The organism is Sphingomonas sp. CFBP 8765, from assembly GCF_014841445.1.
In the GTDB taxonomy this organism is placed as follows: Bacteria; Pseudomonadota; Alphaproteobacteria; order Sphingomonadales; family Sphingomonadaceae; genus Sphingomonas; species Sphingomonas aerolata.
Genome location: NZ_JACYTY010000001.1, coordinates 128,887 through 154,590 on the forward strand (window position 1 = coordinate 128,887; position 25,704 = coordinate 154,590).

A 25,704-nucleotide genomic window follows, 5' to 3' on the forward strand; every position below is an offset into this window, starting at 1 on the left:
TATCGACCCATGGCTACAGCATCACCACACGGCAAATTCGCCGTCATCACCGGCGCCTCGACGGGCATCGGCTTCGAACTCGCGACGATTGCGGCGCAGGACGGCTATGACATCCTCGTCGTCGCGGACGAGGCGCTGATCGAGGCGGCGGCGGCCGACTTTCGCCAGTTCGGGACCACGGTAACGGCGCTCGAGGCCGACCTGTCGACCACCGACGGCGTCGACGCGCTGCTCGCGGCGACCAACGGGCGCCAGATCGACATATTGTGCGCCAATGCCGGCCGCGGGCTGGGACACGGTTTCCTCGATCAGAGCGTCGCCGACTGGCGCGCGGTGATCGACACCAACATCATGGGCACGCTGTATCTGGTACAGAAGGTGCTGCCCGCGATGGTCGCGCGCAACGACGGCAAGCTGCTCGTGACCGGGTCGGTTGCGGGCTATATCCCCGGCGCGTTCCAGGCGGTGTATAACGGGTCGAAGGCGTTCATCGACAGCTTCACCGAAGCGCTCCGCAACGAGATCAAGGATGCGGACGGCGTCACGCTGACCACGCTGATGCCGGGGCCGGTCGACACCGAATTCTTCGACCGCGCCGACATGAACGACACCGATGTCGGCACCGATCCGAACAAGCGCTCGCCTGCCGATGTCGCGCGCGATGGCTGGGACGCGCTGATGGCGGGCAAGGGCTCGGTCTTCTCGGGCTGGATGACCAAGCTGCAGGGCGTGATCGCCAATGTCGTCCCCGGCTCGGTCCTCGCCGAGCAGCATCGCAAGATGGCCGAACCCGGCAGCGCGAAGGACTGATCGCGGCATGAGGCGACGCGGCGGGCTTCGGTCTGCCGCGTCGTTTGCCACGATAAAGATCGGCATGGTAAGTCGGCGGTTCAGCCAGGAGCCCCTTCGTGCCCGATCAACCGCCATCATCCGATACCGTCCCCCCGCCCCTCCCGCTCGACGAGCAGCTCTGCTTTTCGCTTTACGCCGCAACGATCGCGATCAACCGCGCGTACAAGCCGATGCTCGACCAGCTCGGCATCACCTATCCACAGTTCCTCGTGCTCCAGACGCTGCACGAGGCGGAGGATGGCCGGACGATCGGCGCGATCGCCGAACGGCTCGCGCTCGAACCGAGCACGATCACGCCGCTCGCCAAACGGCTGGAGGCGGCGGGGCTGGTCACGCGGCTGCGCAACCCGGCGGATGAGCGGCAGATGCATGTCCGGCTCACCCCGGCGGGCCAAACCTGCTGGGCGGGTACCGGGTGCCTCGGGCCGATGATCGTCGATCGCAGCGGGATGACGCCCGACCGGCTACGCGCACTCAACGCCGAGGTCACCGCGCTGCGCCGCGCGCTCGGCGATCCGGATACCGCAGGACGCTAGCCCCCCGCCGCCGGACCCGCCGACGTGCAATGCCGCCGATGCTTTCCCATATAGGTCAGGAACCTGACACGATCGGGGCACGAACGGAGACGAAGCATGGCAGGCGGCTGGACGCGCGATGGCGCGGTGCAGGATCAGATCGACGATACCGTGATGGATGCGGTGATGGCGGCGCGTGCGCGGATGCCGGTCGGCGAGAGCGAGGAACAGTGCATCGCCTGTGGCGACGACATTCCGGAAGGGCGGCGCCAGGCCGTGCCGGGTGTACGGACGTGCATCGCCTGCCAGAGCGGTCGCGATCGGCCCGCGGCCTCGCTGTTCAACCGCCGTGGCAGCAAGGACAGCCAGCTTCGCTGATGCGGAGGGTGTTGGGGGATCGCGTGCCGCTTGGGTCGGCGCTAGAGGTGACGCCATGCTGACGACGACCGCGCTGCAACCGCTGGCCCATGACCTTGACGAGACCGCGCCCGATTTCGTCGTGATCGACGTCGAGACCGCCTGCGCGCGCGTCAGCAGCATCTGCCAGGTCGGGATCGTCGGCTTCCGGAACGGTGCCGAGGTCTTCGCCTATGAGACGCTGGTCGATCCGCGCGACGAGTTCCACGCGTTCAACACGCGGATCCACGGCATCGCCGCGCATCATGTCGTCGGCCAGCCGAGCTTTGCCGACATCCATGCGACGGTGACCGCGCATCTGTCGGGGCGGACCACGGTCGCGCATTCCTATTTCGACAAGGGGGCGCTCGCCGCCGCCTGCCGCGTGCATGATCGCCCGGCGATCGAGACGACCTGGCTCGACAGCGTGCGAGTCGCCAAGCGCGCCTGGCCCGATCTGGCGAACCACAAGCTCGGGCAGCTCGCGCGCTATCTCGGGATCGAGCATCGCCACCATGACGCGCTGAGCGATGCGCGCGCCGCGGGCTGGGTGATCGTCAAGGCGATCGACCATACCGGGCTTACGCTCGCCGACTGGCTCGCCCCGCCGCGCGTCGCCGGCCCCGCCCCCGCCGCGGCGCTCGACGGGCCCCTGCGCGGCGAACGGATCGCGCTGCTCGGCCAGCCGCGCGACGGGCCGCTCGCGCACCGTGTCGCCGCGCTCGGCGCGCGGGTGATGACCTCCGTCGGCGCGACCACGACGATCCTGCTCGTCGCCGGCCCCGACCTACAGGCGCGCGCGCTGCGCACGCATCCCGCCCGGCTGAAGGCGGAGGCCTATCGCCGCGACGGTGGCGCGATCCGCATCCTGGGCGAAGCCGATCTGGACGCGCTGCTCCACCGGGTCTGACGTCGGGACGTGCCGGGGATCGGGTAAAGCTTCGGACATCGCATGCGGCTGTTTGCCCGGCTCGGCCGTTGGGGGCGCGAACATCAGGAGTTTGACGATGAAGGCCATGACGCTGCGATCGCCCGCGGGGCTCGACACGCTACAGAGCGAAGACCGTGCGGATCCGGGCGTGCCGGGCGCGGGAATGATCCGTGTCGCGCTGCACGGCAGTTCGCTCAACTACCATGATCTGGGCGTCGTCACCGGCCGGATGCCGACCGAGGATGGCCGCATCCCGCTGTCCGACGGCGCCGGCGTGGTCGAGAGCATCGGCGACGGCGTGACCGAATTCGCGGTCGGCGATCAGGTCGTGTCGTGCTTCTTCCCTGACTGGCAGACCGGCACGCCGACGATCGGCGATTTCTCGCGGACGCCCGGCGACGGCATCGACGGCTTCGCCCAGGCGTATGTCGTCCTCCCTGCGACCGCGTTCACGCACACGCCCAAGGGCTATGACGCGGTCGAGGCGGCGACGATCACCACCGCCGGGCTGACCGCGTGGCGTGCGCTCGTCGTCGACGGCAAGCTGAAGGCGGGCGACACCGTGCTGCTCCTCGGCACCGGCGGTGTCTCGATCTGGGCATTGCAGATCGCCAAGGCGATGGGTGCGCGGGTCGCGATCACCTCGTCATCGGATGAGAAGCTCGACCGTGCGCGCGCGCTCGGGGCCGACTTCACGCTCAACTATCGCGACGAGGCCGATTGGGGACGCAACGTCGTCGACTGGACCGGCGGGCGCGGCGTCGATCATGTCGTCGAGGTTGGCGGCCCGGGCACACTGGCGCAGTCGATCACCGCGGTCCGTGTCGGCGGGCACATCTCGCTGATCGGCGTGCTGACGGGCAACAGCGGCGAGGTTCCGACCGCCGCTCTGATGGGCAAGCAGGCACGGCTCCAGGGCCTGATCGTCGGCAGCCGTCAGGAACAGCAGGACTTCGTCCGCGCGATCGACGCGACCGGGATCAAGCCGGTGGTCGACCGCCGCTTCCCGCTCAACCAGCTCGCCGAGGCGTTCGCCCTCCAGCAGAGCGGCGCGCATTTCGGCAAGATCGGCATCGAATGGTAAGCGCAACGATTGGGTAATTACCCCCGGCGCGGCGGGATCGCTGCCGCGCCGGTCAGCCGCGGCGGACGGTAGTCGAGCGCGGCATGACCTGCGCTCGGATACCGGACCTTGGACGGCCGCCCCTCCCCGCGCATCCGCCGATCCGCCTCGGCCCAGCCGGGCAGATCGGCGGTCTCGCTCGTCCAGTGGGCGATGCTGGCCTCGTCACACCAGTGCATCAACTTCGGCATCGCCTTCAGATGCGACCCATCGACGATATAGCGCTTCATGTCCGCGGCATCGCGCCAGACCGTCATCGTCCAGAAGGTCAGCGCACGGTCGCGCAGGATGGCCCCGGTGAGATACCCGTCGGCACGCCGCACCTGCGCAGTGGTCCTGAGCGCATCGAGCGCGAACAGCGGCACGAACCGCAGCGCGCGCAACCGAAGCCGGGTGATGCTGACAAAGGCCATGCGCGACACCTACGCCTGCCCGCATTGCCCAGCAACTGCGCGATCGGCCCTGCGCGGCGGAGCGATGCGCGTGCTGGTTCGTTCGACCCGCATATCCCCCCTAAACTACACCCAGGACACGAGATTATGAGCGATCCCCGCAGCAGCGCCCCCACGTCCTTTCCGAACGAACCGCAGCAGACGAGCCCCGGTCTCGAGACCGCGATGCGCAACAAGCCCGATCACGGCGAGGACAGCTATGTCGGCAAGGGGCTGCTGAAAGACCGCGTCGCGCTGATCACCGGCGGCGATTCGGGGATCGGTCGCGCGGTCGCGATCGCCTATGCGCGCGAAGGCGCCGACGTCGCGATCTCCTATCTCGCCGAGGAACAGGCCGATGCCGACGAGACCAAGGCCTGGGTCGAGAAGGCCGGACGCCGCTGCATCCTGCTGCCAGGCGACATTCGCGACCGCGATCACTGCGCGGCTTTGGTCGAGCGCACCGTCGCGGATCTCGGCAAGCTCGACATCCTCGTCAACAACGCCGCCGCGCAGACGATGAACGAAACGCTCGACGATATCGACGACGACGAGATGCAGGATGCCTTCTCCGCCAATGTCTTCGCGATGATCCGCCTCGCCAAGGCCGCGGTGCCGCACATGAAGCCGGGCGCCGCGATCGTGAATTCGACCAGCGTGCAGGCGAAGATCGCGACCGAGAACATGATCGTCTATTCGACCACCAAGGGCGCGATCGCGAGCCTGACGATCGGACTGTCCAACCTGCTCGCGCCCAAGGGCATCCGCGTGAACTGCGTCGCGCCCGGCCCCGTCTGGACGCCGATCCAGCCGATCGCCAAGGGCGGCGACGAGCTCGAGACGCTCGGCCAGAACACGCCGCTTGGCCGCGCGGGTCAGCCGGGCGAGCTCGCCCCGGCCTATGTCCTGCTCGCCTCCGACGAGGGCAGCTACATGTCGGGCGCGCTGCTGCCGGTGACGGGCGGCATGCCGATGCTGTGAGCGCCCGCCCCGCGCTGCACTTTGTCGGGTTTCGCGGCGACGAATACAGCGCCGCGCTGCGCATCTTCGGCCCGCCGGATTTCATCCATATCGGATGGGACCGGTGGGCCCGGCAGGAGGTGATGCCGGGCGACATCGCCGTCTTCGCGCGCGGCACCGCCGACGACGAACCCTCTGTCTACAGCGTCCCCGATCTCCGCGAGCGCTGACGCTGCTCCCCCGATTTCTCCAGAACAAAGATTCTTCCATGTCAGACCCCAGCGTCACGACCGACTATTCCGCGCGCGATTCGCGGATCGCGATCAACACCTTCACGACGGTGCTGCGCCGACCGCAGGTCCCGCACGAGGTCTTCGCGACCTATTGGCGCGACGTGCACGGACCGCTCTGCTCGCGCATTCCCGGGCTCGGCTGGTACGTCCAGATGCATCTCGATCGCGCGCAGGATGCGCATCTCTGGCCGGCGATCGACGGGATCGCGTCGTTCGACGACTATGTGCTCGATGGCGGGGTCGAGATCGGCTTTGCCAGCGCCGCGGAGCAGGAGATTTTCAACGCCGCCTGCCCGATCCTGTTCGCCGACGAACAGAACATGTTCGCCGCGACCGTCGCCTATGCACTGCCGCAGGGGTCACGGACGCTGGTCGACCGGATCGCCAACCCGGTGCCCAATGGCGGGGAGAGCATTGATCGGCTTCACGTTCATTTCGGGATCGGCGACACCGATGCCGCCGGGTTTGCGGACTTCATGACGCAGTTCGCCGAGACGCTCGCCGCCGACCCGGCGGTGCTGAAGCTGCGGCTGCATCTGCCCGAGCGCTACGATAATGCGGACCCGGCGCCGCCCGCGCCCGACGTCGCGCACACCGTGCCGCCGGAGCGTGAACAGGTCGCGATCCTCGAATTCGCCTTCGAGACGCCGATGACCCGCCGCTGCTTCTTCGTCTCGGACCGCTTCACGGCCACGATCGACGGGCAGAAGGCGCATATCGGCCATGTCGCGGCGTTCGCGGTCAGCGGGGTCTATACCTATGTCCGCGACGGCGAACTGACCGTCGCAGGCCTGCGCGGCAGCCGCCCTGCGCAGCTGATCGAGCGGCTGGGCGCCGCCAACCAGGTGCAGGACGACGTCCGCAAGCTGCTGCTGACCGGGGCGCTCTGACCGCCGGCCCCCGACGATTGGGCGTCAGTGCGCGAGGAAGACGGGGATCAGGCTGCTGGTCAGCATGGTCCGCGTCACCTCGCCGAACAGCGCCTCGGTAAAGCGCAGATGCCCGAACCCGCCCATCACGACATAGCCATATTGCCCGCTCGCGGCGGCGGCGAGCAGCTGTTTGGGCGCGCCGCCGGGCTGGACCTCGATCCGGCGGATGACGGGGTGGATGTCGTAGCGCGACAGATAGGTGGCGGCGTCCTCGATCGGCGACGCCATCGCCCCGTCGTCGACCGAGAACAGCGTGACCTGGTCGGCGAGCCTGAGCATCGGCACCGCCGCGCGCAGCGCCGCCGCGGCGCAGGGCGACCCGTCCCATGCGACCAGTGCGGTCGCCAGATCGATCCCCCGGGACTCGCCCGGCACCGCAAGCACCGGCTTGCCCGACTTGACGATCAGCTCGCTCGCGGTGCGGCGCATGTCGATCACCGACGGGTTGTCGAGCCGGCGGTTGAGGACGATGACGTCGGCGAGCGCCGCGGCACGGACGATGCACGCCGCCGCCTCCCCGGTCGCATCGACCCAGTCCCACGCGACATCCTCGCGCGCGAACCGAGCCTCTAGCGTCACCTTGTTGGCACGCTCGCGCGTCGTTTCGTCCGCCAGCACCGCCGCCATCGCATAGCCCGCCTCGCTATAGTCGTTGCCCAGGATCGGCGGGATATAGGTCACGTCGAGACAGGTGATATGCCCCGTCAGCGCACGCCCGAGATCGAGCGCGGCCTGGAGCCGGGCCTCCTGGCCCTCGTCGTCATGCGCCAGCACCAATATGTTTTTCATCGGACGCCTTTCGGGTTGGATACAGCGCTATTGCTAGGCTGCCCGGCGCGCACGCGTTATTGCGGTTTATACGGATCCGCCGCGGGGCGCGGGGTCGCTGGCCGCTCGGTGAATTCGCGCTCGACGATCGTGATGCGCGCGACCATCGCGACGAAGAAGGCGGTCGACCAGCCGAGCAGGATCACGCCATTGGCGCCCTCGATCGCGCCGACGATCCGCCACGATTCCCCGAGCAGCACGTCGCCATACCCGATCGTCGTATAGGTCGCGGTCGAGAAATACAGCGCGGTGCCGAAATCGGCGAGTGCGCCCGTCCCGCTGTACAGCAGCGCATAGGCCCAGATCTCGATCCCGTGGACCACGAACAGCGCGGTCGCGGCGCCGATGATCCCGATCACGTCATGCCAGCGCCGCCGCACCCCGGTCCTGCGCCCCTGCCGCCGGATCACCAGCAACAGCCCGGCCAGCCCGGCAAGATGGACCAGGATGGTGGCCAGCACCATGCCCGTCGCCACCGCGAGCTGGACGAAGAGGTTCATCGGCCGAGCCTAGGGCGGCCGCCTGCGGTTTCCCATGCGGGTATCTACCTAGACCAGCCCCGGTGCAGGCGGGATGACCACTGTACGCCGATGGCCGCGCGGCGTAGAACCGGGCGACCGGGGAGACAGCAGATGACGGCACGACGCGATGGCGCACGGCGCTACAATTTGGGCGCGATCGCGTTCCACTGGATCATCGCTGCGCTGGTCTTCATCCAGCTCTATGTCGGCTGGACCTTTGCCGACATGCCGCGTGGCGACCTGCGCGCCGGCTGGTTCGACTGGCACAAGACGCTCGGCTTCACGGTCCTGCTGCTCAGCATCGCCCGGCTGATCTGGCGGATCGCCAATCCGCCGCCGCCCTTCCCTGCTGCACTGCAGACGTGGGAACGCGTGCTCGCCCGCGCCAACCACGCGCTGTTCTACATCATCCTGATCGGCCTGCCCGCGACCGGGTGGATGTATCTGTCGACGGGCAAGCCCGCGCTGACCAGCAGCACCACCTCGCTCATCGGCGGCTTGAGCTGGCCGTTCATCCCCGGCCTGCCGCGCGGCGCGCATGAGGGTTTCGAGGAGGCGCACGGCCTGCTCGTCTGGCTGACCTGCGCGCTGCTCGTCCTGCATGTCGGCGCCGCGCTGAAGCATCAGTTCGTCGACCGTATCGGCAACCGGATGCTGCCGTCGGGCGCGCGGGGCGACGCCTGACCACCGCCCCGCCGCCTCAGCGACGCGGCATCCGTGCCGCGGTTGCCTCGATCTCGACGAGGTAATTGGGGCCTGCGAGCGCTGCGACCTGCACCGTCGACCGCGCGACCGTATTAGGGTTGTCCGCGCTCCCGAAGAACTGCTTGAAGCCGTCGTTCATGCCGGCAAAGTCCATCTTGCCGTCGCCGCGCTTCGGGTCGGCGGTGACGAACACCGTCAGCTTGTAGACATCGGCCATCGTATAGCCATGCTCGGCCAGGATCGCCTTGATCTTCGTGAAGATGCTGACCGTCTGCGTCCTGGTGTCGCCGAACGACTCGACGCCGGTGACCGGTTTCGTCGGATCGATCGGCGCGGCGAGCTGTCCCGACAGCACCAGCGTTTCCGCACCGGCGGGGATCGTCACGCTCTGCAGGATCAGCGACGGCCCCGGCCCCGGATTGGCGTGGCGGACGATCTGCCCGGTTGCCGGCGTCGCAAGCATCGCCGCCAAGGCGATGCTCGCCCCCAGACCCGCAAGGGTCAGTCTGCGCGAGACGCGGTTCACGATCGGTCGCACTGGCATGGTCGTCTCTCCCAAAAATTCGGTGGTCCCGCGCGTCAGAACGCGTCGGGCGTGTGAAGCGCCTTGGTCATCGGCACGAACGGAACCGCGATCCCGTCCGCGTCGACGGTGATCCCGGGCTCCGCGACGAAGCCGTGGCTTTCGTAGAAGGGGACCCCCGACAGCGTCGCCATCAGCGCAAGCTTGTCGAACCCCGCCTTCCGCGCGGCCGCCTCGCTCGCCGCCATGATCGCCGATCCCACCCCGCGCCGCGCAAAGCCGGGGGCGGTGAACATCGCGCGGATCCGCGCCGCATCCTGCCCCGGTACCAGCAGCGCGGCGGACCGGTCGGCATAGCGGTCGCCGCCGAACAGCGTGGCGAAGCGGCTCCACCCCCCGCACCCCGCCAGCGCGCCGTCGATCTCCGCGACCAGATAGCTGCCGTCGTCGACCAGATCGGTATCGACCCCGAAGATCGTCCGGATCGCACTCGCCAGCGCGTCGGGCGCGTAGAAGCCCTGCCCCAAAGTTGCCGCCGACGTCGCGATCAGCTGCTCCAGCGCGGGGACATCCTCCCGCCGTGCCGCCCGGATCGTCACCCCGCCCGTCGTCGTGCCGCTCATTATCATGCCGATCACGCCGCCACCCGGTCCGGCCGCGCACCCAGATCGGCACGCTGAAGCCCCGCGATCGCGGCGATCGCGTGATGCGCGGACTGGACCGCGCCCTCCTGCCATCCCGGCGTCTGGCTCAGCGCGGCGCTGGCAAAGACGGTGCGGCCCGCGGGCTGGCACAACAGACGATAGCCTTCGGTATCGATATCACCCTCCTGATGTCCCGCCATCCCGACGAACCAGTTCGGCCATGGCCCCAGGCTGTACGGGACCTTGTTCCAGTTGACCGCGACGCCGTTGACCAGATCTTTGCCATGCCCCGGGTGCAGCCGCTCGACCGCCGCGCGCGCACGCTCGACCTGGTCGGCGATCGGCAGCTTCGCAAAGCCTTCCGCCCGCTCCCCCGAGGTATAGCAGGCCAGCAGCATCCCGCGCGGACTGAACAGCCCGGCACTCGGATACCAGATCAGCGACGTCTCGCCGCCGACGAACGAGATGCCGCCATAGATCTGGTCCTGTTCCCAGAAGCGCGGCGAATCGAACGCGACCTTGTTCGAATGGTCGTACACCACGCCCGCAATCGCCTGCGCGACGGGCTTGGCGAAGTCGCAGTCGACCTTGGCGAGCACCGGAAAGGGAATCGTGCAGACCGAGAAATCGGCGCGCGCGATCCGGCCCGCGCCCGTCTTGGTATCGCGCCAGGCGATCTCGACGCCATCGGGGCGGTTGCGGATCCGCGTCACGTCCGCGCCGCGCACCACCTTGCGCCTCAGCGCGCGCTCGAACCCCGCCGGGATCCGGTCCATCCCGCCGACCGGCTGGAACATCGTCGCCTGCATATAGACATTGTCCTCGAACAGCATCGCCGGCAGCTGTTCGTTGGCGAGCAGCCGGTCGAGCGGCATCGGCGCGGGCGGTCGCGCGAAGACGCCGACGCCTGCATCGGGAAACGCCTGGAACCCCGATCGCAACGTCCCTGCGAAATGCCCCGTCGCGTCGAGATCGCCATAGGTCTTGAGAAACGGCAGCAACGCCTGCTTGTCCGCCGCGCTCAGGCTCTGGTCGAGCGCGCCCTGATTGACCGCCTTCATCAGCAGTTCGGCGACATGCCCGCGCGTGTCGTTGATCGCGGTGCGCATCCGCACCTTGTCGCCCTTCTGCCCCATCAGGAACGCGCTGCGGCTCGAATTGATCTCGACCTCGAGCGGGACGCCGAGCTTGCCGCAATAGCCGAGGATGCGGTGGTGGAAGCTCGGCAGCCGCGCCGGCCCGGCATTGAAATAGGCGCCGTCGGAAAAGCGCGCGACCTGGTCCGCCTCGCCGTCCATCACGATCCGGTCGCCGTCGCGCACCGTCCAGTTGCGCCCGCCGACCCGGTCGCGCGCCTCGAGCACGGTGACGTCGAACCCCGCCTGCTGCAGTTCATAGGCGGCGACCAGCCCGGCGATGCCAGCCCCCAGCACGATCACCGACCGCCCCTTGCCAAAGCCCGCGGGCAGATCGGGCATCGGCGCCGCCGCCGCGACATTACCCGCGATCCCCAGCGCCTCCATCGCCCCGAAGGTCGCGGCCGCGCCGCCCGCCATGCCGATATGCTGTAGGATCGATCGCCGCGTGATCATCTGTGAGTCCGCCCCGTTTGCGCGGCCTCGACCGCGCGTCCCCTGGAAAGTCGCTCACCTTCGCGTCGTCCGTCCTGTTGGCTCGGATCCGCGGCACACTCCCCCGGCGACCGGCGCGTTGCCCGCACCAGCTCGTTATCGTTCGTCCCTGCGTTTTGTTATGACCCCATGACACTCCAATTGAATCGATCGCGCAAGCAGTTTTTGTCCTGTTTCGCGCGCGTCCCAGTGCTATTGTTACGCGCAAGGAGATTGCGGTATTCCAATCCATCGCTCCGCCGCCGTGCGGTGCCGGTTAATCCATCATGCACGGCGCAGGCCGGGGCAATCGGCCGAGCCCGCGGCAACCCGCACCCGCCATCCCGCGTTAAGCCCGCGCACATGATCAAGGTCGCCAGCTATAATATCCACAAGGGCATCGGTCTCGACCGCCGCCGGAACCCCGAACGCGTGGTCGAGGTGCTGCGCGAGATCGACGCCGACGTCATCGCGCTGCAGGAGGCGGATCGCCGGTTCGGCACGCGCGCCTGCGTGCTGCCCTATCACCTGCTCGAGGAGCATAGCGACTGGAAGCCGATCCCCGTCAGCCTCAGCGCGCTCAGCATGGGGTGGCACGGCAATGTCGTGCTGGTGCGCAAGTCCGCGGTGATCGTCGACAGCGAGGCGATCCACCTCCCCTCGCTCGAGCCGCGCGGCGCAGTGATGGCCGACGTGCGGACCACGGGCGGGATGATCCGCGTCGTCGGCATGCATCTCGACCTGTCGGGGCTGTGGCGACGGCGTCAGGCCGCAGCCGTGCTCGCGCATGTCGACGCCTGCGCGACCCGCCACCCCACCGTGCTGATGGGCGACCTCAACGAATGGAGCGCGGGCTCGGGCTGCCTGCGCGACTTCGGCCGCGACTTCGCGTTCGCCGATACCGGCGCGAGCTTCCATTCGCGCCGCGCGATCGCCCGGCTCGACCGGATCATGGCGTCGCGCGACCTGCGCATCGCTAGCTGCGGCGTGCACAGCAGCGCCGCCGCGCGCAAGGCGTCGGATCATCTGCCGATCTGGGCGACGCTGGAACCCGCATGACGCGGACCGTTCCCGTCAGCTCTTATCGCTGCCCGGTCGGGGGCTGAGCAGGTGCGCGAGAAGGAACTGCGCCTCGCCCTGGTCTGCTATGGCGGGATCAGCCTGGCCGTCTACATGCACGGCATCACCAAGGAGATCTGGCATCTCGTCCGCGCCAGCCACGGCCATCATGCCGGTGGTGACCGCGGGACCGGCAGCCAGGCGGTCTACCGCGACCTGCTCGACGAGATCGAGGCGCAGGGGGCGCTCAAGGTCCGCGTGCTCGCCGACATCATCGCCGGCGCCAGCGCGGGCGGGATCAACGGCATCTTCCTCGCCCAGGCGATCGCGACCGGGCAGAGCCTCGATCCGCTCACCGATCTCTGGCTGAGCTCGGCCGATGTCGAGGCGCTGATCGATCCCCATGCCGCGCCGCATTCGCGCTTCTCGAAGGCCTGGGCGCTGCCGCTCGCCTGGATGGCGGCGGGGCGCAGCGCGGACAAGGTCCAGACGCTCGACGACACGACGCGCGAGGAGGTGAAGGCCAAGCTGTCGCATTTCGTCCGCTCGCGCTGGTTCGAGCCCCCGTTCGGCGGTGCGACCTTTACCGGGCTGCTGCTCGACGCGTTCGACGCGATGGCCGCCAGCGAGCGCGGGCCGCGGCTGTTGCCGCCGGGCCAGCCGCTCGACCTGTTCGTGACGGTGACCGATTTCACCGGCCATCCCGAACGTCTCAAACTCAATTCGCCGCCCGAGGTGGTCGAGACCGAGCACCGCGTCGTCGTCGACTTTTCCGATCACGGCACGCCGACCGACAGCCTGGCGGGCATCCCCGAACTCGCCTTTGCCGCACGCGCGACGTCGAGCTTTCCGGGTGCGTTCCCGCCGTTCATGGTCGCCGAGCTCGATGGCGTGCTCGCCGATCGCAAGACGTCCTGGGCGTCGCGCGATGCCTTCCTCAGGCGTATCCTGCCCCGCCAGTCGGCGACCAATGGCGCGGATCAGGTCGTGCTGATCGACGGGTCGGTGCTCGCCAACGCACCGTTCCGCCCCGCGATCGACGCGCTGAAGGAACGCCCCGCGCGTCGCCAGATCGACCGCCGCTTCGTCTATATCGATCCGTCGCCGGGGATGAAGTTCCGCCTCCCGCCACAGAATGGCACGCCCGGCTTCTTCCAGACGATCATCGGCGCGATCAGCGAATTGCCCCGCCAGCAGCCGATCCGCGACAATCTCGACGCGATCGCCGCGCGCTCGGCGCAGATCGACCGAATGCGCGCGATCATCGATGCGATCCGCCCCGATGTCGAGGGGGAGGTCGAACAGCTATTCGGGCACACGCTGTTCCTCAACAGCCCGACCGCGGCGCGGCTCGCCAACTGGCGCGCGCGTGCGCAGAAGGCCGCGGCGGCCAGCGCAGGCTATGGCTATGCCGCCTATGGCCATCTGAAGGTCGCAGGCGTGGTCGAGACGCTGACCTCGCTGCTGTTCCATGCCGGCGGCGAACCCGGGCCGCAGCGCTGGGACCGGATCCGCGCGGCGATCGCGACCGCAGTGACGGCGAGCGGCGCCGAGGAGATCGGCGCGGCGCATGGCGGCGGCGCGAGCCCTGCGACGATCGCGTTCCTGCGACGCTTCGATCTCGGCTTCCGGATCCGCCGATTGCGCCTGATGGCACGCCGCCTGACGGTGCTCGAGGCCGAGGTCGAGGAGGTCGCGCTCGCGCCGATCCGCGACGCGATCTATGCGTCGCTGTCGGACTATCTCGAATGCCAGCGGACCGATGCGCATGCCGCGCTGCGCCGCGCGGTCCGCACGCTGCGCGACGACGCGATGCCGCTGCTCGACGCTCTGGCCGCCTCGCTCGACCTCAACCGCCGCGACGCCGAGACCGATGTGCGGCTCGCGGAGGCGTTCGTCGCGCTCGACCGGCCGGTGCGCCGCTCGATGCTGCTCGCCTATCTCGGCTTCCCCTATTTCGACACCGCGACGCTGCCGCTGTTGCAGGGCGAGGGGCTCGACGAATTCGATCCCATCAAGGTCGACCGGATCGCCCCCGACGACGCGGTCGCGATTCGCTCGGGCGGGGCGGAGGCGACGCTGAAGGGGATCCAGTTCAACAGCTTCGGTGCGTTCTTCAGCCGCGCCTACCGGGAGAACGACTATCTCTGGGGCCGGCTGCACGGTGCCGAACGGATGATCGACATCACCGTCTCGACGTTGCCCCCGTCGGTGCGGATGAAGCCGGGGCGCGTCGCCGCGATCAAGCGCGCCGCGTTCCTCGCCATCCTCGACGAGGAGGAGGAACGGCTGACCGCGGTGCCCGGCCTGTTCGCGGATCTGCGCCGCGAGATCGGCTGAAACGCACCGTCCGTGACCGCCGGCCCGGTCCGGAACGGGGTTAAGTTGGCGCAAGGCTGGCCAAAAGCGGACGGCGGCTTTACCCCCGGGCGGATGCAAGGGGATAAGTCATGCAGTTCCTGAAGATCCTGTTCTGGTGCCTGCTGGCGTTCATCGCCGCAGTCTTCACCATCGCCAACTGGGCGACCGTGCCGATCCGGCTCTGGGGCGGCCTGATCGCCGACGTGAATCTGCCGATGCTGTTGCTGGTCACGTTCCTGATCGGGTTCCTGCCGACCTTGCTCTACAATCTCGCGATGCGCTGGCGCCTGCGTCAGCGGCTCGCGACCGCGGAGCGGACGATCCTCGATCTGCGCGCCGCGCAGGCCGTGCCGCCGGTGGCCTATCCGACACCGTCCTACCCGACCCCGTCCTATTCCGAGGAACCGGCCATCGCGCCGACCATCCCGCCCGCCGCCGCGCCGACCGCGGTCCCGCCGGGAGTCGCATGATGAGCAGCCCGATCTATGTCGCGATCGACACCCCCGATCTCGCCCGCGCCAAGGCGATCGCCGGTCGCGTCCGCCACCATGTCGGCGGGATCAAGCTCGGCCTCGAATTCTTCTGCGCGCACGGCCAGCCCGGCGTGCATGCGATGGCCGAGTTCGAGCTGCCGATCTTCCTCGATCTCAAGCTGCACGACATTCCCAATACCGTCGCCAAGGCGGTGCAGGCGCTCGGCGGGCTCGCCCCGGCGATCCTGACCGTTCATGCCAGCGGCGGCCGCGCGATGCTCGAGGATGCGAAGGCCGCCGCGCCGGTAGGAACCAAGGTCATCGCGGTGACGATGCTCACCAGCCTCGATGCGTCCGATCTTACCGCCACCGGGATCACCGGCAGCGCGCACGACCATGTCGCACGGCTGACCGAACTGGCGCGCGACTCCGGGGTCGACGGCATCGTCTGCTCGGGCGCCGAAGTCGCCGCGGCCAAGGCGATCTGGCCCAAGGGGTTCTTCGTCGTGCCCGGTGTCCGCCTGCCCGACGGCCATGTCGGCGACCAGAAGCGCGTCGTCACCCCGCGCGCGGCACTCGACGCCGGCGCCTCGATCCTCGTGGTCGGTCGCCCGATCACCCAGGCAGAAGACCCCGACACCGCCGCCCGCGCGATCGCCGCGACGCTCTGACCCTCACCGTCCACCGTCATCCCGACGATCTACCCCCGTCATCCTGACAGAGAATGTGGGAATTCACAGGCCGCCGGGATCTAAGGAACACCATGACTACCGCCAAGATCTGCGGCCTCTCGACCCCCGCGACGCTCGACGCCGCGATTCGGCACGGGGCGAGCCATGTCGGCTTCGTCTTCTTCCCCGCCTCGCCGCGCCACGTGACCTTCGACAGGGCCGCTGAACTCGCCGCGCGCGTGCCCGGCCATGTCGCCAAGGTCGGCGTGTTCGTCGATCCCGAGGACGAGATGCTCGAACAGGCGATCGCATCCGCGGCGCTCGACGTGCTGCAGCTCCACAAGGTCACGCCCGCACGCGCCGCCGCGATCCGCGCGCGGTTCGGGATCGAGCTATGGGTCGCCGTCGCAGTGCGCACGCGCGGCGATCTCGACGGCGCGCACGCGTTCGTCGGTGTCGCGGATCGCATCCTCTACGACGCCAAGACGCCCGATTCGGCCGCGCTGCCGGGCGGGATGGGGTTGCGCTTCGACTGGGACCTGCTCGACGGGTTCCGGCATCCGCTGCGCTGGGCGCTGTCGGGCGGGCTCGACCCGGCGAATGTCGCCGAGGCGATCCGGCGGACCGGCGCCGAGCTGGTCGACGTGTCGTCAGGGGTGGAGAGCGAACCCGGCACGAAGGACGAAGCGAGGATCGCGGCTTTCCTGAAGGCGGTCGCAACCTGAACTGTTCACCCGCGAAGGCGGGTGCCCAGACTGGGTCCCCGCCTTCGCGGGGATACAGGGGCTTGGCGCATTGTACCGAGGTGCTAAAGCGCTCCGCATGAACGCTACCCCTGCTCCCAATTCCTACCGCGCCCAGCCCGACGAACGCGGCCATTTCGGCGATTTCGGCGGCCGTTACGTCGCCGAGACGCTGATGCCGCTCGTCCTCGAACTCGACGAGGCGTATCGCGCCGCCAAGGCCGACCCTGCGTTCAAGGCGCAGTTCGACGACCTGCTCGAACATTATGTTGGCCGCCCGAGCCCGCTCTACTACGCCGAACGCCTGACCGAGGCGCTGCGTGAATCCGCCGAGCCTGGCCCCAACGGCGAAAAGATGGGTGCGCAGATCTGGTTCAAGCGCGACGAGCTCAACCACACCGGCGCGCACAAGATCAACAACTGCATCGGCCAGATCCTGCTTGCGATCCGGATGGGCAAGACGCGGATCATCGCCGAGACGGGCGCGGGCCAGCACGGCGTCGCGACCGCGACCGTCTGCGCGCGCTTCGGCCTCCCTTGCGTGATCTACATGGGCGCCAAGGACGTCGAGCGTCAGGCGCCCAACGTGTTCCGCATGAAGCTGCTCGGCGCCGAGGTCCGCCCCGTGACCAGCGGCGCACACACGCTGAAGGACGCGATGAACGAGGGGATGCGCGACTGGGTCGCCAACGTCCACGACACCTTCTACATCATCGGCACCGCGGCCGGCCCGCACCCCTATCCCGAGATGGTCCGCGATTTTCAGAGCGTGATCGGCACCGAGGCGCGCGCGCAGATGCTCGACCGCGTCGGCCGCCTGCCCGACCTGCTCGTCGCCGCGATCGGTGGCGGATCGAACGCGATCGGGCTGTTCCACCCGTTCCTCGACGATGCCGATGTCGCGATGCTCGGCGTCGAGGCGGCGGGCCACGGGCTCGACAAGCAGCATGCGGCGAGCCTCGCGGGCGGCTTCCCCGGCGTGCTCCACGGCAACAAGACCTATCTGCTGCAGGACGAGGACGGCCAGATCACCGAGGCGCATTCGATCTCGGCGGGGCTCGACTATCCCGGCATCGGCCCCGAGCATGCCTGGCTGCGCGACGTCGGCCGCGTCGACTATGACAGCGCGACCGACCAGGAGGCGCTCGACGCGTTCCAGCTGCTCTGCCGGACCGAGGGCATCATCCCCGCGCTCGAACCGAGCCACGCGATCGCGACCGTGACCAAGAAGGCGCGCACGATGCGGCAGGACCAGATCATCCTCGCCAATCTGTGCGGCCGCGGCGACAAGGACATCTTCACCGTCGCCGAAGCGCTCGGGGTGGCGATTTGAGCCGCCTCGCCGCCACCTTCGCGCGCACCGCGGCCGAGAACCGCGCCGCGCTCGTCGCGTTCGTCACCGCGGGCGATCCCTCGACCGCCGCGACGCCTGCGATCCTCGACGCGCTCGTCGCGGGCGGCGCCGATGCGATCGAGCTCGGCATGCCGTTCACCGACCCGATGGCCGATGGCCCCGCGATCCAGGCCGCCAACATCCGCAGCCTCGCGCAGGGGACGCGCACCGCGGACATTCTCGCGATCGCCACCGCCTTCCGCGCGCGCCATCCCGAGACGCCGCTGGTGCTGATGGGATACGGCAACCCGATGCTGCGGCGCGGTGCGGACTGGTTCGCGCAGGCCGCGGCGGCTGCGGGCGTCGACGGCGTGATCTGCGTCGACGTGCCGCCCGAGGAGGATGATGCGCTTGGGCCCCAGCTGCGCGCCGCCGGGATCGACCTGATCCGGCTCGCCACCCCGACCACCGACGCGGCCCGGCTGCCGACCGTGCTCGATGGCGCGAGCGGGTTCCTCTATTACGTCTCGGTCGCGGGCATCACCGGGCTGCAACAGGCGCAGCAATCCTCGATCGAGGACGCGGTCGCGCGGCTGCAATCGCAGACCGACATCCCGGTCGCGGTCGGCTTCGGCATCCGCACCCCCGAACAGGCGGCCAACGTCGCGCGCGTCGCCGACGGCGTCGTGGTCGGCTCGGCGATCGTCGAGCTGGTCGCGCAGCACGGCACCGCTGCGGCGGAGCCCGTCCGCGCCTATATCACGTCTCTCGCCGATGCCGTCGCGTCGGCCCGAAAGGAAATTCGCATGGAGATCGGGGCATGAGCTGGCTCAACAGCGTCCGCAACGTCCTGCCGTTCGTCGCCAAGCGCGAGACGCCCGAAAACCTCTGGCACAAGTGCAAGGGCTGCGGGCAGATGGTCTTCACCAAGGAGCTGGAGGAAAATCTCCACGTCTGCCCGAAATGCGACCATCACGACCGCATCGGGCCGAAGATCCGGTTCGCACAGCTGTTCGACGAAGGCAGCTGCAGCGAGCTGCCCGCGCCGCCGGTGCCCGAGGATCCGCTCAAGTTCCGCGACCAGAAGCGCTATACCGATCGCCTCAAGGCCGCGCGGACCGACAACAGCGAGCGTGACGCGCTCGTCAATGCCCGCGGTGCGATCGACGGCCACCGCGTCGTCGTCGGCGTGCAGGATTTCAGCTTTATGGGCGGATCGATGGGCCTCGCGGTCGGCGAAGCGTTCGTCCGCGGCGTCGAGGCCGCGATCGAGGATCGCGTGCCCTATGTGATCTTCACCGCCAGCGGCGGCGCGCGCATGCAGGAGGGCATTCTCAGCCTGATGCAGATGCCGCGCAGCACCGTCGCGATCCAGATGCTCCACGACGCCGGCCTGCCCTATATCGTCGTGCTGACCGATCCGACCTCGGGCGGCGTGATGGCGGCCTATGCGATGCTCGGCGACGTCCAGATCGCCGAGCCCAAGGCGACGCTCGCCTTCACCGGCCGCCGCGTGATCGAGAGCACGATCCGCGAGAAGCTGCCCGAGGATTTCCAGACGTCGGAATATTATCTCGAACACGGGATGATCGACATGGTTGTCCACCGGAAAGACCTGCGCGAACAGCTCGGCACCGTCATCGGCTATCTGAGCGCCCGCGAAGCGGCGTAACCTACGCCCTCTCCCCTTGGGGGAGAGGGTCGGGGTGAGGGCAGCCCAGCACTGCTGCGCCCGGAACCGCCCCTCACCCCAAGCCCTCTCCCCGAGGGGAGAGGGAATTAGAAGAATGCCCGACCACGCCACCTCCTCCTCCCCCGCCGTCCAGGCGCAGCTCGACCGGCTGACCGCGCTGTCCCCCGGCGCCGACATCCTCGGCCTCGAGCGCATCACCGCCTTGCTGTCGCGGCTCGGCGATCCGCATCTGTCGCTGCCGCCGGTGTTCCATGTCGCCGGGACCAACGGCAAGGGATCGACCTGCGCGTTCCTGCGCGCCGCGATCGAGGCGGCGGGGCTCGCCGTCCATGTCTATTCGAGCCCGCACCTCGTCCGCTTCAACGAACGCATCCGTCTCGCCGGGCGGCTGATCGACGACGATGCGCTCGCCGCGCTACTGTCCGAGGTGCTCGACCACGCCGCGGACCTGCAGGCGAGCTTCTTCGAGGTCACCACCGCCGCCGCGTTCCTCGCCTTCGCGCGCACGCCCGCCGCGGCGACGATCGTCGAGGTCGGGCTGGGCGGCCGGCTCGACGCGACCAACGTCATTCCGAACCCCGTCGTCACCGGCATCGCCGCGCTCGGGATCGACCATCAGGCGTTTCTCGGCGACACGCTGCTGGCGATCGCGGGCGAGAAGGCGGGCATCGCCAAGCGTGGCGTGCCGCTCGTGACGATGGATTATGCCCGACCGCTGCGCGCCCGGATCGCCGGAATCGCCGAGGCGGCGGGCGCCCCCGTCCTCGCGCGCGGCACCGCCTGGACGAGCGGGACGACGCGCACGACGATGCGCTACACCGATGCGGACGGCACGCTCGTCACCAACCGCCCGCGGCTGGTCGGTCTGCACCAGTCGCGCAACCTCGCGCTCGCGATCGCGATGCTGCGGCATCAGTCGGCGCTCGCCATCCCCGACGCGGTGATGCGCGCCGCCGCGGACGCCGCGCATTGGCCCGCGCGGATGCAGCGCCTGTCCGACGGCCCGCTCCACGCGCGACTGCCCGCGGGCAGCGACCTTTGGCTCGACGGCGCGCACAATCCCAATGCCGCACAGCCGGTCGCGCGCGTGCTGCGGACGCTGGCGGCAGGGCGTCCCGCGACGCTCGTGCTCGGCATGCTCGCGAACAAGGATGCTGACGCGGTGCTCGACATTCTCGGCCCGCAGGTCGGCCACGTCGTCGCGCTCCCCGTCCCGGGTCATGCGCACCACGCCCCCGACGCGCTGGCGGCGATCGCCCGACGCTCCGGGTGCAGCGCGGAGACCGCCGCCAGCCCCGCCGAGGCGCTCGACCGCATTGCCGCGCAGGGTGACACGCCGCAGTTCGTGCTGATCGCCGGTTCGCTCTACCTCGCGGGCGAAGTGCTCGCGGCAAACAACGAGCTGCCGCACTGACCCCTTATTGCTATTGACTATCAATAACGAACGCGCAACCTTGGTCTTGTAACCACGGAGTCGCGTATATGACCGATGCCAACCGCTTTGCCGGCACGACGCTCGCCAGCATGACGACGATGCTGCCGCATCCGCTGCCGCCCTGCGAGAATGCGCGAATCGCGCTGTTCGCGATGCGGCGGATGGGTGCGAACGGGCTTGGCGACGCACGCGCCGCGCACACGCTGTTCACCGCCTTCGGACAGGGTTTCCGCCGGCCGCTGATCCTGATGCGCGCACTGATGGCCGATCTCGCGGGCAGCGCGGCGGGGACGATCGCGATCGCGCCGTGCTGCTGCGCGCGGATGACGCCCGCGGAGGCGGCGTTGCTTTCGATCCTCGCGCGGGTCGAGACCGCACCCGACACCGCGCGGCTGCTGATGACCGACCTGCTCGGCGTCCGCCGCGTCGACGGCGTCCTCACCAGCGCCGCCGCGGTCGCCGCCGCCTTCGCGGACGAGGGGCGCCCGGTTACGGGCTGAGCCGGGTCACGCGCCGGCGTCAGTCCGCCCCGGCCGAGATCGCCGGGTCGCGCCGCACGCTTTCGACGACGAACCCCTGACGCCTCAGGATCCACAACAGGACGAGCCCCGGCACCGCGACGACCATCGTCAGCATCCAGAAGCCCGGCCAGCCCAGCGCGTTGGCGGCATAGCCTGCGGGCGCCGCCAGCCACGTCCGCCCGACCGCCGCGAACGACGACAACAGCGCGAACTGCGTCGCGGTATAGGCGAGGTTGGACAGGCCCGAGAGATAGGTGACGAACACCGTCAGCCCGATCCCGCTCGTCACCTGCTCGGTCGCCACCGCGATCGTCAGCCAGGTGTTCGAATGGCCGTGCCAGGCGAGGATCACGAACATGAAGTTGCTGAGCATCATCAGCATGCCCGACGCGAACAGCGCGCGGCCGAGGCCCAGCCACGCCATGAACGGCGCGCCCAGCGCGGTCCCGACGATCAGCCCCCAGAACCCGACCAGCTTGTTGATCGCGATGAATTCGGTGTCGCTGAACCCCAGTTCGACGATCATCGGGTTCAGCATGCCCTGCCCCATCGCATCGCCCAGCTTGTAGATCAGCACGAACAGCAGGATCAGCACCGCGCCGCGACGCTGGAAGAACTCGCGGAACGGCCCGATGATCGTATCCTCGAGCCAGCGCCCGCGCGACGCCTGATCCTGTGATGCCAGCACCCGGTCATGCAGTCCGCGGCCTGCCCAGAGCGCCGCGAGCGCGCCGGGAATGACGCAGAACGCGGTCAGCCCATAGCCCATAGCCCAGCCGAGCCCGAGCCCTTCGGACGAGGCGATCGCGATCGTGCCGACCCCTGCCGCCAGATTGCCGAGCCGGTAGCCGAACTGGTTGTTCGCGGTCCCGTGCGGCAATTCGTCTTCGGGCAGGATCTCGATCCGGTAGGCGTCGATCACGATATCCTGCGTCGCGCCGAGGAACGCGGTCACGATCGCCCAGAAGGCGAACACCCCGAGATGCTCCTGCGGCGCGCTGAGCCCCAGCATCCAGACCGAGCCGAACAGCAGCGCCTGGACGAAGAACAGCCACGCGCGACGCTGTCCGACCCAAGCCGTCAGCACCGGGATCTGGAACCGGTCGATGAACGGCGCCCAGAGGAATTTCAGCGTGTACGGGGTCGTCAGGCCGATCGCGAAGCCGATCGTCTTCTTGTCGATCCCGACCTTCGACAGCCAATAGCCCATCGTCCCCAGCAGCAGCGCGAGCGGAAAGCCGCTCGATATCCCGAGCAGCAGCGCCGCGATCGGCCGGGGCCGCAGATAGGGGGCCATGGTGGCGAGCAGGGATCGACGCGGAACGGCTGTACTGGACATGGCGCGACCATAGCGGGCTGTCGACGCGAGGGAAGGCGGAAGACGTCGCCGCTGCGCCTTGGTCGCGACGAAGCTAAACGCGTGCCGTCAGACGGGCGCGCTGAACAGTCGCAGGCCCGAAGGCAGCTTCTTCGGCTCACTCCCCGCCATCCGCGCCTCGATCGCCGCGATCGCGGCGAGCAGGTCGCGCTGCGAATAGGGTTTGGAGAGACAGCCCGCGGCCAGCGTCGTCGCCTCGACCGGGCAATTGCCGGTGACGAACAGCACCGGCACCCCGCGCTCGAGCGCGGCCCGCGCGACGTCGAGCCCCGATCCGTCGCTCAGGCTGACATCGGCGAGGATTAGGTCGATCGCGGACTCGCTTTCGATCACCGCCAGTGCATCGCTGACCCGGTCGACCGTCGCGACCACGGTGAATTTTGATTCGGTCAGGAAATATTCGGTGTCGAACGCGACCAGCGGTTCGTCCTCGACAACCAGCAAGCGGATGATCAGCCGCTTCTTCTTTCCGAACAGCATCGACATCACGCCCCTTCGCGCAACGAATGGTCGTTACGCCCATGCGACATAACGCACCGCACCACGAAGGGTCGCAAATATTTTCGCGCTGCACCCCGATCCATAGTATCAGCCGCGCCATGACGACTTCAAAAGACGATAACCCGACTGCCAGCCCGTCGAACGACGCGCCCGCAACAGCCCCCGCAGCCCCCATCAAGGGCGACCGCATCGCCAAACTGCTTGCCCGCGCGGGCGTCGCGTCGCGCCGCGACATCGAACGGATGATCGCCGAGGGGCGCGTCGCGCTCAACGGCACCACGCTCGACACGCCCGCGACGATCCTGCGCAACCTTGCCGGCGTCACCGTCGACGGCGATCCGGTCGAGGCGCCCAGCGCGGCACGGCTTTTCCTGTATCACAAGCCGACCGGGCTGCTCGTCACCGAGCGCGATCCGGCGGGCAGGACGACGATCTACGACCGCCTGCCGCGCGAACTGCCGCGACTCGTTCCCGTCGGCCGGCTCGATCTCAACACCGAGGGGCTGTTGCTGATGACCACTGACGGTGGCCTCAAGCGCCAGCTCGAACTCCCCGCGACCGGCGTCGAGCGCGCCTATCGCGCCCGCGCCTATGGCAACATCACCCAGCCACAGCTCGAGGAGCTGATCGAGGGGATCGAGATCGAGGGCGTCCGCTACGGCTCGATCAACGCCAATATCGAACGCCGCACCGGCGCGAACGTCTGGATCGAGATGATCCTGACCGAGGGCAAGAATCGCGAAGTCCGCCGTGTGCTCGAACATCTGGGTCTTCAGGTTTCGCGCCTGATCCGCACCCGCTACGGCCCGTTCGTGCTCGGTGATCTCGCCCCCGGCCAGATCGGCGAAGTGCTCCAACACGACGTCGTCGCCTTCCAGAAGGAGCTCGCGCGCGGCAAGCCCGAGGGCCCCGGCGCGCGTCCGAACATCGGCATCAGCGCCAGCGCCGGCGCGGGTGCGGGGATCGGCGCCAAGTCGCCCCAGCGCGGCGCCAATGCGCCCCGCCCCGCCCCCTCGGCCCGGCCCGCGACAGCGGCACCGCGCCAGCCCGCGCGCAGCCCCTATGCGGCGCCGGCAAGCTCCGGCTTCTCGAGCGGCGCAGCGCCGGTCGATCGTGCCGCACGGCCCGCCCGCCCGGCCCGGCCCGAGCGCATCCGTCCGACCGCGGCCATGGTCCGCGGCGACGTCACCGATCCCTGGGCCAAGCCCGATGCGCGCGGCGGCAATCGTGCGGCCGCGACGCATCACGCCCAGCCGACCGGCGCCGGCACCGGTCGCCCGACCTATCGCCAGGAGCGCGCGGACCGCGGCGAGGAGCTGAGCACCAGCCCCAAGATCAAGCATTTCCGCGCCGCCAAGCCGCCCCGCGACCGCGCCGCCCCGACCCGCGTCGGCGGCGGTGGTAGCGGGGGCACGACGGCCCCGCGCCGTCCCGACTCGCCCCAGCGCCAGGACCAGCGCCAGGACCAGCAACGCGGCTTCCGCCCTCAGACGGACGATTCCCGCGCGCGGACCGGTCTCGACAAGCGTGCCGCGCGCAGTGCCGCCGGTCGCCCCGGTGCGGATCCTAGCCCGCCGCGCGACGCCGCACCGCGCCCCGAACGCGGCAGCCGTCCGCCCGCGCCCGGCAAGGGACCATCAGGGGGGCGCGGTCATCCGCCCCGCGCACCACGCGGAGGTAAACGCTGATGCGGATCATCGCAGGCCAGTATCGCGGTCGCCAGATCGTCGCGCCCAAGGGTGACGCGACCCGCCCGACCGCCGATCGCATGCGCGAGGCGCTGTTCTCGATGCTGACCAGCCGGGTCGGCAGTTTCGAAGGGCTCGCGGTCGCCGATCTCTTCGCGGGCTCGGGCGCGCTCGGGATCGAGGCCTTGTCGCGCGGCGCGGGGTCGTGCCTGTTCGTCGAGCAGGACAAGCCCGCGCTCGATGCGCTGAAGGCCAATCTCGCCAAGCTCGGCATTCGCGGCGACGTCCGCGCGACCTCGGTGATGGCGATGGGCCCCGCGCCCGCGCCGCTCGACATCATCCTGATGGATCCGCCCTATGACACCGGGGCAGGCCTCGTCGCGCTCGACAAGCTCGCCCGGCTCGGCTGGACCAGCCCGGCGACGTGGATCAGCCTCGAGACCGCGAAGGCGGAGGTCGTCCAACTGCCGGGCTTCGAGGTCGACGCCACGCGCGTCCACGGCAAGGCGCGGCTGACGCTGCTGCGCCCCGCCTGACGTTCCCCGCCTGACGTGACGGTCTCCCGCGCAAGCGGGAGACCCCGT

29 protein-coding genes are annotated in these 25,704 nt (G+C 69.2%); 21 read left to right on the forward strand and 8 right to left on the reverse strand.

All coding sequences use genetic code 11. From position 1 onward, the window contains the following. Positions 1–9 precede the first annotated feature (9 nt). The 5 genes from IFT87_RS00550 to IFT87_RS00570 all read left to right on the forward strand — a co-directional run bounded on the left by IFT87_RS00550 (position 10) and on the right by IFT87_RS00570 (position 3,778). Complete coding sequence (locus IFT87_RS00550) at positions 10–810, forward strand: SDR family NAD(P)-dependent oxidoreductase (RefSeq protein WP_037530287.1); 801 nt, start codon at positions 10–12, stop codon at positions 808–810. A 98-nt stretch (positions 811–908) separates the two neighbouring features. Further along, positions 909–1,388 (forward strand): MarR family winged helix-turn-helix transcriptional regulator, encoded by a 480-nt coding sequence (locus IFT87_RS00555; protein WP_037530285.1) that lies wholly within the window; start codon positions 909–911, stop codon positions 1,386–1,388. Between the two features lie 96 nt (positions 1,389–1,484). Continuing rightward, positions 1,485–1,745 carry a DksA/TraR family C4-type zinc finger protein gene (locus IFT87_RS00560; RefSeq protein WP_031439716.1) on the forward strand — a complete coding sequence of 87 codons (261 nt, stop codon included), beginning with the start codon at positions 1,485–1,487 and terminating at the stop codon, positions 1,743–1,745. A 55-nt stretch (positions 1,746–1,800) separates the two neighbouring features. Further along, a complete protein-coding gene (locus IFT87_RS00565) occupies positions 1,801–2,673 on the forward strand; it encodes an exonuclease domain-containing protein (protein WP_192007179.1) in 873 nt (290 codons plus the stop codon). A 97-nt stretch (positions 2,674–2,770) separates the two neighbouring features. Next, positions 2,771–3,778 (forward strand): zinc-dependent alcohol dehydrogenase family protein, encoded by a 1,008-nt coding sequence (locus IFT87_RS00570; RefSeq protein ID WP_037529039.1) that lies wholly within the window; start codon positions 2,771–2,773, stop codon positions 3,776–3,778. 17 nt (positions 3,779–3,795) lie between these two features. Here IFT87_RS00570 and IFT87_RS00575 read toward each other — a convergent pair whose 3' ends face one another. Beyond that, a complete protein-coding gene (locus tag IFT87_RS00575; protein WP_037529063.1) occupies positions 3,796–4,230 on the reverse strand; it encodes a DUF3291 domain-containing protein in 435 nt (144 codons plus the stop codon). Between the two features lie 126 nt (positions 4,231–4,356). Here IFT87_RS00575 and IFT87_RS00580 point away from each other — a divergent pair, with 126 nt between their 5' ends. From IFT87_RS00580 to IFT87_RS00590, 3 genes are read left to right on the forward strand one after another with little or no spacing between them, the layout of a single operon-like run. Then, positions 4,357–5,229 (forward strand): SDR family oxidoreductase, encoded by an 873-nt coding sequence (locus IFT87_RS00580; RefSeq protein WP_037529041.1) that lies wholly within the window; start codon positions 4,357–4,359, stop codon positions 5,227–5,229. Further along, positions 5,226–5,438 carry a hypothetical protein gene (locus IFT87_RS00585; RefSeq protein ID WP_037529043.1) on the forward strand — a complete coding sequence of 71 codons (213 nt, stop codon included), beginning with the start codon at positions 5,226–5,228 and terminating at the stop codon, positions 5,436–5,438. The genes IFT87_RS00580 and IFT87_RS00585 overlap by 4 nt, the downstream gene beginning before the upstream one ends. Positions 5,439–5,476: 38 nt before the next feature. Continuing rightward, positions 5,477–6,391: a hypothetical protein gene (locus IFT87_RS00590; protein ID WP_037529045.1), complete on the forward strand. Its 915-nt coding sequence runs from the start codon at positions 5,477–5,479 to the stop codon at positions 6,389–6,391. Between the two features lie 24 nt (positions 6,392–6,415). Here the strand turns inward: IFT87_RS00590 and IFT87_RS00595 are convergent, their stop codons facing one another. Both IFT87_RS00595 and IFT87_RS00600 read right to left on the reverse strand, forming a co-directional pair. Further along, the gene (locus IFT87_RS00595; protein WP_192007181.1) at positions 6,416–7,222 is read right to left on the reverse strand and encodes a universal stress protein; all 807 of its coding nucleotides are present in this window, start codon (positions 7,220–7,222) and stop codon (positions 6,416–6,418) included. A 56-nt stretch (positions 7,223–7,278) separates the two neighbouring features. Continuing rightward, positions 7,279–7,761 carry a potassium channel family protein gene (locus IFT87_RS00600; RefSeq protein ID WP_052149048.1) on the reverse strand — a complete coding sequence of 161 codons (483 nt, stop codon included), beginning with the start codon at positions 7,759–7,761 and terminating at the stop codon, positions 7,279–7,281. A gap of 132 nt (positions 7,762–7,893) precedes the next feature. On the opposite strand from IFT87_RS00600, the gene IFT87_RS00605 reads away from it, so the two are divergent. Continuing rightward, positions 7,894–8,466, forward strand: coding sequence for a cytochrome b (locus IFT87_RS00605; RefSeq protein WP_037529049.1), 573 nt, complete (start codon positions 7,894–7,896; stop codon positions 8,464–8,466). Positions 8,467–8,482: 16 nt separating this feature from the next. Here IFT87_RS00605 and IFT87_RS00610 read toward each other — a convergent pair whose 3' ends face one another. Genes IFT87_RS00610 through IFT87_RS00620 form a run of 3 tightly spaced genes read right to left on the reverse strand, consistent with a single transcriptional unit; the run spans position 8,483 to position 11,246 of the window. Beyond that, the gene (locus IFT87_RS00610; RefSeq protein WP_192007183.1) at positions 8,483–9,031 is read right to left on the reverse strand and encodes a RidA family protein; all 549 of its coding nucleotides are present in this window, start codon (positions 9,029–9,031) and stop codon (positions 8,483–8,485) included. Positions 9,032–9,066: 35 nt separating this feature from the next. Then, on the reverse strand, positions 9,067–9,639 hold the full coding sequence (locus tag IFT87_RS00615; RefSeq protein WP_249403177.1) for a GNAT family N-acetyltransferase: 573 nt from the start codon (positions 9,637–9,639) through the stop codon (positions 9,067–9,069). 5 nt (positions 9,640–9,644) lie between these two features. Beyond that, on the reverse strand, positions 9,645–11,246 hold the full coding sequence (locus tag IFT87_RS00620; protein ID WP_037529053.1) for a flavin monoamine oxidase family protein: 1,602 nt from the start codon (positions 11,244–11,246) through the stop codon (positions 9,645–9,647). Positions 11,247–11,627: 381 nt separating this feature from the next. Here IFT87_RS00620 and IFT87_RS00625 point away from each other — a divergent pair, with 381 nt between their 5' ends. From IFT87_RS00625 to IFT87_RS00670, 10 genes are all read left to right on the forward strand, one after another. Then, positions 11,628–12,323, forward strand: a complete 696-nt coding sequence (locus tag IFT87_RS00625) for an endonuclease/exonuclease/phosphatase family protein (protein WP_031441229.1) — start codon at positions 11,628–11,630, stop codon at positions 12,321–12,323. Positions 12,324–12,374: 51 nt separating this feature from the next. Then, the gene (locus IFT87_RS00630) at positions 12,375–14,663 is read left to right on the forward strand and encodes a patatin-like protein (RefSeq protein WP_037529055.1); all 2,289 of its coding nucleotides are present in this window, start codon (positions 12,375–12,377) and stop codon (positions 14,661–14,663) included. Positions 14,664–14,773: 110 nt separating this feature from the next. Then, entirely contained in the window at positions 14,774–15,154 is a 381-nt protein-coding gene (locus tag IFT87_RS00635) for a LapA family protein (RefSeq protein WP_037529057.1), read from the forward strand. Further along, entirely contained in the window at positions 15,154–15,828 is a 675-nt protein-coding gene (gene pyrF / locus IFT87_RS00640) for an orotidine-5'-phosphate decarboxylase (RefSeq protein ID WP_031441226.1), read from the forward strand. The genes IFT87_RS00635 and pyrF overlap by 1 nt, the downstream gene beginning before the upstream one ends. Positions 15,829–15,920: 92 nt before the next feature. Next, entirely contained in the window at positions 15,921–16,553 is a 633-nt protein-coding gene (locus IFT87_RS00645) for a phosphoribosylanthranilate isomerase (protein ID WP_037529059.1), read from the forward strand. Between the two features lie 97 nt (positions 16,554–16,650). Continuing rightward, positions 16,651–17,904: a tryptophan synthase subunit beta gene (gene trpB, locus IFT87_RS00650; protein ID WP_037529061.1), complete on the forward strand. Its 1,254-nt coding sequence runs from the start codon at positions 16,651–16,653 to the stop codon at positions 17,902–17,904. Then, positions 17,901–18,728: a tryptophan synthase subunit alpha gene (gene trpA / locus IFT87_RS00655; RefSeq protein ID WP_192007185.1), complete on the forward strand. Its 828-nt coding sequence runs from the start codon at positions 17,901–17,903 to the stop codon at positions 18,726–18,728. Before trpB ends, trpA begins: the two co-directional genes overlap by 4 nt. Further along, positions 18,725–19,576 (forward strand): acetyl-CoA carboxylase, carboxyltransferase subunit beta, encoded by an 852-nt coding sequence (accD, locus tag IFT87_RS00660; protein WP_192007187.1) that lies wholly within the window; start codon positions 18,725–18,727, stop codon positions 19,574–19,576. Before trpA ends, accD begins: the two co-directional genes overlap by 4 nt. A 115-nt stretch (positions 19,577–19,691) precedes the next feature. Continuing rightward, positions 19,692–21,011: a bifunctional folylpolyglutamate synthase/dihydrofolate synthase gene (locus IFT87_RS00665; protein WP_192007189.1), complete on the forward strand. Its 1,320-nt coding sequence runs from the start codon at positions 19,692–19,694 to the stop codon at positions 21,009–21,011. Between the two features lie 68 nt (positions 21,012–21,079). Beyond that, complete coding sequence (locus IFT87_RS00670) at positions 21,080–21,532, forward strand: DUF6628 family protein (protein ID WP_192007190.1); 453 nt, start codon at positions 21,080–21,082, stop codon at positions 21,530–21,532. A 19-nt stretch (positions 21,533–21,551) separates the two neighbouring features. Here the strand turns inward: IFT87_RS00670 and IFT87_RS00675 are convergent, their stop codons facing one another. Both IFT87_RS00675 and IFT87_RS00680 read right to left on the reverse strand, forming a co-directional pair. Continuing rightward, positions 21,552–22,892 (reverse strand): AmpG family muropeptide MFS transporter, encoded by a 1,341-nt coding sequence (locus IFT87_RS00675; protein WP_192007191.1) that lies wholly within the window; start codon positions 22,890–22,892, stop codon positions 21,552–21,554. An 87-nt stretch (positions 22,893–22,979) separates the two neighbouring features. Next, positions 22,980–23,411: a response regulator gene (locus IFT87_RS00680; protein ID WP_107932863.1), complete on the reverse strand. Its 432-nt coding sequence runs from the start codon at positions 23,409–23,411 to the stop codon at positions 22,980–22,982. Positions 23,412–23,530: 119 nt separating this feature from the next. On the opposite strand from IFT87_RS00680, the gene IFT87_RS00685 reads away from it, so the two are divergent. Together IFT87_RS00685 and rsmD are read left to right on the forward strand one after the other, a co-directional pair. Beyond that, positions 23,531–25,120, forward strand: a complete 1,590-nt coding sequence (locus IFT87_RS00685) for a pseudouridine synthase (protein ID WP_192007193.1) — start codon at positions 23,531–23,533, stop codon at positions 25,118–25,120. Continuing rightward, positions 25,120–25,656 carry a 16S rRNA (guanine(966)-N(2))-methyltransferase RsmD gene (rsmD, locus tag IFT87_RS00690; RefSeq protein ID WP_037530705.1) on the forward strand — a complete coding sequence of 179 codons (537 nt, stop codon included), beginning with the start codon at positions 25,120–25,122 and terminating at the stop codon, positions 25,654–25,656. Before IFT87_RS00685 ends, rsmD begins: the two co-directional genes overlap by 1 nt. Positions 25,657–25,704 lie beyond the last annotated feature (48 nt).